This is a genomic window from Teichococcus deserti (genome assembly GCF_001982615.1).
GTDB classification, from domain to species: domain Bacteria; phylum Pseudomonadota; class Alphaproteobacteria; order Acetobacterales; family Acetobacteraceae; genus Pseudoroseomonas; species Pseudoroseomonas deserti.
Genome location: NZ_MLCO01000091.1, coordinates 1 through 8,524 on the forward strand (window position 1 = coordinate 1; position 8,524 = coordinate 8,524).

Annotated in this window: 9 protein-coding genes, 1 tRNA gene and 1 pseudogene; 8 read left to right on the forward strand and 3 right to left on the reverse strand. The window is 72.7% G+C overall.

The annotated features are described in order from the left end of the window. Nucleotides 1–328 (reverse strand): hypothetical protein (locus tag BKE38_RS11465; protein WP_131829574.1); only part of this gene is annotated, 328 nt, incomplete at its 3' end. Between the two features lie 81 nt (nucleotides 329–409). Here BKE38_RS11465 and BKE38_RS11470 point away from each other — a divergent pair. The 3 genes from BKE38_RS11470 to BKE38_RS11480 all read left to right on the forward strand — a co-directional run bounded on the left by BKE38_RS11470 (nucleotide 410) and on the right by BKE38_RS11480 (nucleotide 3,239). Then, the gene (locus tag BKE38_RS11470) at nucleotides 410–1,258 is read left to right on the forward strand and encodes a ChaN family lipoprotein (protein ID WP_076957461.1); all 849 of its coding nucleotides are present in this window, start codon (nucleotides 410–412) and stop codon (nucleotides 1,256–1,258) included. A gap of 312 nt (nucleotides 1,259–1,570) precedes the next feature. Then, the gene (locus BKE38_RS11475) at nucleotides 1,571–2,689 is read left to right on the forward strand and encodes a methyltransferase domain-containing protein (RefSeq protein WP_076957454.1); all 1,119 of its coding nucleotides are present in this window, start codon (nucleotides 1,571–1,573) and stop codon (nucleotides 2,687–2,689) included. A 112-nt stretch (nucleotides 2,690–2,801) separates the two neighbouring features. After that, complete coding sequence (locus tag BKE38_RS11480; RefSeq protein WP_076957455.1) at nucleotides 2,802–3,239, forward strand: DUF6525 family protein; 438 nt, start codon at nucleotides 2,802–2,804, stop codon at nucleotides 3,237–3,239. A 142-nt stretch (nucleotides 3,240–3,381) separates the two neighbouring features. On the opposite strand, the gene nhaA is transcribed toward BKE38_RS11480, so the two are convergent. Beyond that, nucleotides 3,382–4,569: a Na+/H+ antiporter NhaA gene (gene nhaA, locus BKE38_RS11485; RefSeq protein ID WP_076957456.1), complete on the reverse strand. Its 1,188-nt coding sequence runs from the start codon at nucleotides 4,567–4,569 to the stop codon at nucleotides 3,382–3,384. Between the two features lie 413 nt (nucleotides 4,570–4,982). Then, nucleotides 4,983–5,072 (reverse strand) — tRNA-Ser (locus BKE38_RS11490). Nucleotides 5,073–5,299: 227 nt separating this feature from the next. On the opposite strand from BKE38_RS11490, the gene rplU reads away from it, so the two are divergent. From rplU to proA, 5 genes and pseudogenes are all read left to right on the forward strand, one after another. Further along, complete coding sequence (gene rplU, locus BKE38_RS11495) at nucleotides 5,300–5,617, forward strand: 50S ribosomal protein L21 (RefSeq protein WP_076957457.1); 318 nt, start codon at nucleotides 5,300–5,302, stop codon at nucleotides 5,615–5,617. 40 nt (nucleotides 5,618–5,657) lie between these two features. Further along, complete coding sequence (gene rpmA, locus BKE38_RS11500; RefSeq protein ID WP_076957458.1) at nucleotides 5,658–5,927, forward strand: 50S ribosomal protein L27; 270 nt, start codon at nucleotides 5,658–5,660, stop codon at nucleotides 5,925–5,927. A 114-nt stretch (nucleotides 5,928–6,041) separates the two neighbouring features. After that, nucleotides 6,042–7,070, forward strand: a complete 1,029-nt coding sequence (obgE, locus tag BKE38_RS11505) for a GTPase ObgE (RefSeq protein WP_076957459.1) — start codon at nucleotides 6,042–6,044, stop codon at nucleotides 7,068–7,070. Then, nucleotides 7,067–8,191, forward strand: a complete 1,125-nt coding sequence (proB, locus tag BKE38_RS11510) for a glutamate 5-kinase (protein WP_076957460.1) — start codon at nucleotides 7,067–7,069, stop codon at nucleotides 8,189–8,191. Before obgE ends, proB begins: the two co-directional genes overlap by 4 nt. A gap of 30 nt (nucleotides 8,192–8,221) precedes the next feature. After that, nucleotides 8,222–8,524, forward strand: a pseudogene (gene proA / locus BKE38_RS11515) (glutamate-5-semialdehyde dehydrogenase); the annotation flags it as partial.

Below are 8,524 nucleotides of genomic sequence, written 5' to 3' on the forward strand. Positions count from 1 at the left end.
CGCCCTGGCTGCGCGACGGCGCGCCCCCGGCGGGCCGCGGCGGCAGCGGGGCGGCCTGTTCGGCGACCGGGTCGGTGGAGGCTTCCTGGATGGTTGCCGCGCCCTGGGCGGCGGCGGATTGCAGCGTCACCTCGACCCCGGCGCCGCCGCGGCCCGCCGGGGGCGCGCCGTCGCGCAGCCAGGGCGCCAGCAGCAGCAGGCCCAGCCCCAGATGCAGCGCGACCGAGGCGGCGGCGCCGATGCCGGACTTCCGCCCGCCGGATGGCAGCCTGGAGAGCGCCAGGCTCATGGCCGGCAGCGACAGGGTTGGCGGGTGGGCATGACGCAAGGCTCCGGCGGGATGGACGCTTCCCGCTTTTAAGATAATAAGAATCAATTGCAATTGAACGCCGCGCGTCAGGACCTGCTCATGCCCGACCCCTACCCCCATCCCCGGGCCCGCTGGCTGGACCCTGCGAGCGGCGAATTGCTGGACGCCGGCCCGCTGCTGCGCCGCCTGGCGCAGCGCGACGCGGTGCTGCTGGGCGAAAGCCACGACGTGGCGGAAATCCACCGCTGGCAGCTGCAGGTGGCGACCTGCCTGCATCTGCTGCGCCCCGACATGGCGATGGGCTTCGAGATGTTCCCGCGCCGCGTCCAGCCGGTCCTCGACCGCTGGGTGGCGGGCGCCTTCTCCACCGCTGGCTTCCTCGAGGCGGTCGCGTGGGAGAAGGTCTGGGGGTTCGACGCCGCGCTTTACCTGCCGCTGCTGCATTTCTGCCGGCAGCAGGCGGTGCCGATGCTGGCGCTGAACTGCGAGCGCCCGCTGGTCACCCGGATCGGCCGCGACGGCTGGGATGCGGTGCCCGTCGAGGAGCGCGACGGGATGACGCCCGCGGCCCCTGCCCGCCCCGGCCATCGCGCGCATCTGGCGCGGCTCACCGGGCGGCCGGAGGAGGAGATCAGCGACCGCTTCCTGCGCGCGCAGCAGGTCTGGGACCGTGCCTTCGCCTGCAACATCGCATCCTACCGCGCGACGGTGGCGGCCGAGGGGACGCCGGCGCCGCTGGTGGTCGGCATCATCGGCCGCGGCCATCTGGAATACGGCCATGGCACGCCGTGGCAGCTGGAGACGCTGGGGATCCGCGACACCGCCGTGCTGCTGCCGAGCGAGGCGGAGACGCTGGATTCCGACATGGTCGCGGGGATCGGCGAGGCGGTGTTCCGGCTGGACCGGCCGGAGGCGGCGGTGGAGCCTGACGCGCGCAAGGCCCGCTGATCCCCGCGCCCGGCGGCGCGGCGCTGTCGACGCCGCCAGCTAAAAGGTGCCAGGCCCGCCATCCGCCTGGTCGAGCTGTTCCTGCGCGCCCGCTGCGCCGCCGAGGCCCGCAAGATCTTCGCCGACAGCGTCTGGCGCGGCAGCGCGCCGGAGCCGAACCGCACCGGGCTGCTGTCGCACGCCGCCGCGACCATCGCCGAGGCCGCCAGGCGCGAGGCCTATCTGCGCGGCCATGCCGACGACCGCTTCCCGCTGCTGAAGCTCGCTGCGCTTCCCCGGCAAGGACCGGGCCGGCGCTACCTGCCCTTCGGGATGGCCGACGGGCTGCTGCGGCAGCGGCCGGTGAATGTGCTCTACCTGCGCGACCGCAACCATCGCGCCTTGCAGCTGTCGGTCGACAGCCTCGAAGGGCCTGCGCCGCTGCGGCTGAACGGCGGCTTCGGCCTGCGCGACAGCCGCATCCTGGTCACCCTGCCGCCCGGCGCCGCGGCGGCCCCGCCGGCGGCGCTGACCACCGGCCAGGGCCGCAGCCTGAACAACGACATCCAGCAGCGCGTCGCGGCGCCGTCCTGCGCTGCGGCGCAGCCCGCGCAGCGCCTGCCGCCGGCCCTGGCGGCGCGGCTGCGCGCCATCGCCGGCGCCGACGACTTCACGGCGGACGAATGGTCCGGGCGCTGCAGCCTCTGCGGCTGGGAAGGGCTGTTCCGCCGCGCCCATCGCAGCGAGCGCGAGACCTTCGCCTGCCAGGACTGCCGCGCGACGCTGCGCTACCGCGGCCAGGCGGAGACCCTGCTGACGCTGCTCGGCGAAGGCCGCTTCGCGACGCTGGCGGCACTCGCCGACAGCGGCGGGCTCGACGGCCTCGCCATCTTCGAGCCCGGCATCTCGGGGCCGCTCCGCCGGTGGCTGCGCCAGGCCGGGCATTACGAGCAGTCCTTCCACGACCCGGCCCTGCCGAGCGGCACGGGACGCGACGGCCTCACCTGCCAAGACCTGATGGGCACTGCCTTCGCCGCGGAGCGCTTCGACCTGGTGGTCACCTCCGACATCCTCGAGCATGTCCGGCGGCCCTTCGCCGCCTTCGCCGAGATCCGCCGCATCCTGAAGCCCGGCGGCCGGCATGTCTGGACGGTGCCCTTCGGCGGCGAGCCGCCCGCGCTGATGCGCGCCCGGGTCGATGCCAGCGGCGCCGAGGATCGCCTGCTGCTGCCCGCGGTCTATCACGGCTCGGGCGGCGACGGGCTGTCCCTGGTCTACACGGATTTCGGCCGCGACATCGGCCGGCTGCTGGCCGAGCAGGGATTGCCGACCCGCGCAGTGCGGCACAGGCTGGAGGGGGATCGCGTGGTCGCCGTCACCTTCGTCTCGACCAGGGCGGCGCTGCCGGAAGAAGACCTCGCGGCCGCGCCGCCAGGTGGCGGGCCGGGCTGATGCGCTGCCAGGCCGGCAGTCGCCAACCGCCTCCCGCCACCGCATAGGTGCCGAGCGCCAGGCGATTGACGCGCCGGTATCGCGCGGGCCTCGCCCTGGCTAGAAGGCGGCGATGGACAACAGCATGGCCGCCAGGCCCTACAGCACGCTGAAGGGCGATGCCTATCGCGCCTATGAGGAGCTGCCTTTCGAGGTGCGCCGGGCGCTGCAGGAATCGCTGGTGGACTGGTGCCCGCTGCGCGCCCGGGAATGGCACCAGCACCTGCTGCGCCAGCAGCGGCTGCGGCCGGCCCAGGCGGCGAGCTTCATGGTCCAGGCGATCCGCGGGCATGACCAGGCGGAGGTCGCTGCCTTCGCCAGGACCTGGCCCGACGGCCCCCAGGCCTATCCGCACCTGGCGGCCGGCGCGACGCTGCAGCGCTATGCCGGGGCCGAGGGCATGCCGGAGGCCCGGCCGCTGCGCCTGGCGCCACCCGAAAAGAAGTCCGAGAAGAAGCCGGACAGGAAAGCCAAGCCCGCGCCGAAGCGCCGGAACGGCCGCCGCCGCTGAGGAGGCGCCTGCCGGCGCGCCAGCCCACGCCGCGCGGGACATGCGGCCTGGCGGGCAAGGCCGGCGCACTGGCGGTGGCAGCGGCACGCATCCAGGCCGCCGTCGGCGCCCTGTCCGGCCACCCTGTCCGGCACCCTGGGCTTCAGCGCGAGGGCGTGCCCGGCCAGTCCTGCGGCGCGACCCGCAGCACCAGGTAGCCCAGCAGCCCCGCCACCAGCGAGCCGCCGAGGATGCCGATCTTCGCCTCGGTCTGCAGCAGCGGGTCGGCCGGAAAGGCCAGCAGCGTGATGAACAGGCTCATGGTGAAGCCGATGCCGCAGAGCAGCGCGGTGCCGGCCAGCTGCAGCCGCCCGGCATAGGCGGGAAAGTCGGCCAGGCCCAGCCGGATCGCCAGCAGCGAGGCGCCCAGGACGCCGGCCAGCTTGCCCACCAGCAGGCCCAGGCCCACGCCAAGCGTCACGGGGGCGGCGAAGGCCTCGGCGGGCAGGCCCAGGAAGGGCACGCCGGCATTGGCCAGGCCGAAGATCGGCACCACCAGGAAGCCGACCGGCAGGTGCAGCGCATGCTCCAGCCGGTGCAGCGGGCTGCTGGTGTCGTCCGGCCGGCCCGGGCTGGTGGCGAGCGGGATGGTGAAGGCCAGGATCACCCCGGCCAGCGTCGCATGCACGCCGGAGCGCAGCACCAGCAGCCAGAGCAGCAGACCGAGCAGCAGATAGGGCGCCAGGCGCCGCACGCCGAGCCGGTTCATCGCCACCAGCGCCGCGACCACCGCCGCCGCGCCCGCGAGATCCGGCAGCGAGATCTGCGCCGTGTAGAACAGCGCGATGATCACCACGGCGCCAAGATCGTCGATGATGGCCAGCGCCGCCAGGAAGACGCGCAGCGAGGCCGGCACCCGGCTGCCCAGCAGCGAGAGGACGCCGAGCGCAAAGGCAATATCGGTCGCCGCCGGGATGGCCCAGCCGCCCGCGGCCGGGGCCGAGCGGTTGAAGGCCAGGAAGATCAGCGCCGGCATCACCATGCCGCCCAGCGCCGCGAAGCCCGGCAGGGCGCGGCGCGACCAGGTGGAGAGCTGGCCGTCCAGCGCCTCGCGCTTGATCTCAAGGCCGACCAGCAGGAAGAAGACGGCCATCAGCCCGTCATTGATCCAGTGCCCGACCGAGAGCGGCCCGACATAGGCGCTCAGCGTCGCCACGTAGGCAGGCGCGAGGGGCGAGTTGGCGACGACCAGCGCCAGGGCGGCGGCGGCCATCAGGACCAGGCCGGCAGAGGACTGGCCGTCGAGGAAGCGGCGCAGGGCGCTCGGGCGGGAATGGGCAGGCTGGGCCATCAGGGCGGATTCCGGACAAGCAAAGGCTCGCTGGCGGCCCGACCAACGCTACGCCCTGCCCGCTCCATTCCTGGAACTGCACCCGCGGCCTCTATTGCATCGCCAGCCGGCGACCGCAACCAGACCTGGGGATGCCGCCCCCCCGCGGGCGGCAGGCACTGCAGGCACGCGGTCAGTGCCGGCGCTTTGGCCGTGGCTAGGCGCGATCTTGCGGTGGAACGGCAAATTTCCGCAGCTGCCAGCCTTGCGGATCCGCTGAGGACCGGAGTGCGGGAGCAACCCCGGCGAATGCTGGGCCATCCGGGCCTGCACGACACCGCCCGAACATGGCAGTCTCTGCGGCATGGAGGGCAAGCAGTGGGGGGGGGCAGATCGGTCTGGCCGGCCGCAAACCCGCAGAAAAGCCGGGCCGCTGGCGGAGAGGGTGGGATTCGAACCCACGGTAGGCTTGCACCTACTTCGGTTTTCGAGACCGACGCGATCGACCACTCTGCCACCTCTCCGCGGTGCGCTGGTCGTCAGGCGGGGCGGGGTATAGAGGGGCTTGGGCCCGAGCGCAACGCGGCTTTTCACGGAAAAAGCGCGAATCCCCCGGCCAGCGTTGACTCCCTGAACCCCCCGGCGCTATACGGCCGTCCTCCCGACGATGCCTGTGGCGTCGCCGACGGCCGTTCTCGGCCACTATTCTTTTCGAATCAGGCCAGCACGGCAGAGCTTTCAGGGCGCCCCAATGACCTACGCAGTGATCCGCACCGGCGGCAAGCAGTACCGCGTCACCCCGAACGCCGTGCTGATCGTCGAGAAGCTTGAGGCCGAAGCCGGCCAGACCGTCACCTTCCAGGATGTCCTGGCGATCTCCGGCGAGGCCGGGCTGACGATCGGCGCGCCCATCGTGGCCGGCGCCTCCGTCACCGCCACGGTGCTGGAGCACAAGAAGGGTGACAAGGTCATCATCTTCAAGAAGCGCCGCCGGCAGAACAGCCGCCGCAAGAATGGCCATCGCCAGCCCCAGACGGTGCTGCGCATCTCCGCCATCGCCGCGGCCTGATCGCCGAAGCCCGCACGACAGAAGCTAGGAGACACTCCTCATGGCACATAAGAAGGCTGGCGGTTCGTCCCGCAACGGTCGCGACTCCGCCGGCAAGCGCCTCGGCGTCAAGAAGTTCGGCGGCGAGCATGTCCTCGCCGGCAACATCATCGTGACGCAGCGCGGCACCAAGATGATGCCGGGCCAGAACGTCCTGGTCGGCCGCACTCATTCGATCCACGCCGCCGTCGAGGGCAAGGTGAAGTTCACCCGCCGCGCCGAGGGCCGCGTCCACGTCTCCGTGGAGCCGCTGCCGCAGGCCGCCGAGTAACCTCGCGCGCCTTCGCGACCGGTACAGACGCGAACGGGGGCCGCAAGGCCCCCGTTTTTGTTTGCGTCCTCCCTTCCCCGGCCATCTCCCCTTCTCCCCCCGGATCCGACTGACATGAAGTTCCTCGACGAAGCCAAGATCTGGGTGAAGGCCGGCGATGGCGGCGACGGCGTCATCGCCTTCCGCCGCGAGAAGTACATCGAGTTCGGCGGCCCCGACGGCGGCAATGGCGGCAAGGGCGGCGACATCATCATCGAGGCCGTGCCCGGCCTGAACACCCTGATCGACTACCGCTACGCGCAGCATTTCAAGGCGCGCAAGGGCGGCAACGGCGCCGGCTCCGACCGCACCGGCGCCGGGTCGGAGGATGTCACGCTGAAGGTCCCGGTCGGCACCGTGGTGCTGGACGAGGACAAGGAGACGGTGCTGGCCGACCTGACCGAGCCCGGCCAGCGCAGCGTGATCTGCACCGGCGGCGATGGCGGCCACGGCAACGCGCATTTCAAGACCTCGACCAACCGCGCCCCGCGCCGCGCCGACAAGGGCTATCCGGGCGAGGAGCGCTGGCTTTGGCTGCGCCTGAAGCTGATCGCCGATGCCGGACTGGTCGGCCTGCCCAATGCCGGCAAGTCGACCTTCCTGTCGGTGGCCAGCGCCGCCCGGCCGAAGATCGCCGACTATCCCTTCACCACGCTGACGCCGCAGCTGGGCGTGGTGCGGCTGAACGCGACCGAGGAATACGTGCTCGCCGACATCCCCGGGCTGATCGAGGGCGCGGCCGAAGGGGCGGGCCTCGGCACCCGCTTCCTCGGCCATGTCGAGCGCTGCGCCGTGCTGCTGCACCTGATCGACGGCAGCCAGCCCGACCCGGTGCGCGCCTATGAGACGGTGCGCGGCGAGCTCGAGGAGTATGGCGGCGGCCTGGTCGACAAGCCGGAGATCATCGCGCTGAACAAGCTCGACGCGATGACGCCGCAGGCCCGCGCCAGCCGGGTCAAGGCGCTGGAGCGCGCGACCGGCCGCGAGGTCCGGCTGATCAGCGGCGTGACCCAGGAAGGCGTCCCCGGCGTGCTGCGCGAGCTGGCCGACACCATCTACCGCCAGCGCGAGGCGCAGGCGGAGAAGAAGGGCACCGCGGCATGAGCCTGCCGCCGCCTTCGCTGGCCACCACCCGCCGCCTCGTCGTGAAGATCGGCTCGGCCCTGGTGGTCGACCCGGAGACGGCGGCCCCCCGGGAAGACTGGATTTCCTCCGTCGCCGCCGATGTGGCCATGCTGCGGGCGCGCGGGGTCGAGGTCGTCCTGGTCTCGTCGGGCGCCATCGCCCTGGCCCGCCGCTCGCTGGGGCTCATCAAGCGCAAGCTGCGGCTGGAAGAAAAGCAGGCGGCGGCGGCGGTCGGGCAGATCCGCCTGGCCGGCGCCTGGCAGACGGCGCTGTCGCATCATGGCATGACCGCGGCGCAGCTGCTGCTGACCCTGGAGGACAGCGAGGACCGCCGCCGCTACCTCAATGCCCGCGCCACGCTCGGCACCCTGCTCGACCTCGGCTGCGTGCCCGTGATCAACGAGAACGACACGGTGGCGACCGCCGAGATCCGCTTCGGCGACAACGACCGCCTGGCCGCCCGCGTCGCCGAGATGATCCATGCCGACGCGCTGGTTCTTCTGTCGGATATCGACGGCCTCTACACCGCCGATCCCCGCCGCGACCCCGAGGCGCAGCACCTGCCGGTGGTGGAGCGGATGACCGACGAGATCATGGCCATGGGGGGCGAGCCGCCGCCGGGCTATTCCTCGGGCGGCATGCGCACCAAGCTGATCGCGGCGAAGATCGCCACCGGCGCCGGCTGCGCCATGGCCATCGCGCTGGGCACCCGCGCCAATCCGCTGCAGGCGCTGGAGGATGGCGCCCGCTGCAGCTGGTTCCTGCCCGCGCCCGAGGGCCGCAGCTCGCGCAAGCAGTGGATCGCCGGGTCCCTCGCGCCGCTTGGCGTGCTGCGGGTCGATCCGGGCGCCGCGCGCGCGCTGCGCGACGGCCGCTCCCTCCTCCCTGCCGGCGTCCGCGCGGTGGAAGGCGAGTTCGGCCGCGGCGACCCGGTGGCCATCCGCGACGAGGCCGGCGCCGAGCTGGCCCGCGGCCTCTCCGCCTACGATGCCGAGGCAGCGCGCGCCATCGCCGGCCGCCGCTCGGAGGAGATCGAGACCATCCTGGGCTGGCGCGGCCGCGACGAGCTGATCCATCGCGACGACCTGGTCCTGCTGTAAGCTTTCCACGCCCGAGAGAGAGCGCATCCCGTGAACCTCATCGCCGATCCGATCGCCGCCATTGCCAGCCCCGCCCGCGCGGCGGCCGGCCAGCTTGCGCGCGCCGACCGACCGTCGAAGGACCGGGCGCTGCTGGCCGCCGCCGCCAGCCTGCGGCGCAACGCCGTGGCGATCCTCGAGGCCAATGCCGCCGACCTCGCCGCCGCGACCGGGCTGACCGGCTCCTTCCTGGACCGGCTGACGCTGAACCCGGCCCGCGTCGAGGCGATGGCCGTCGGGCTGGAGGAGATCGCGGCGCTGCCCGACCCCGTGGGCCGCGTGCTGTCGGAATGG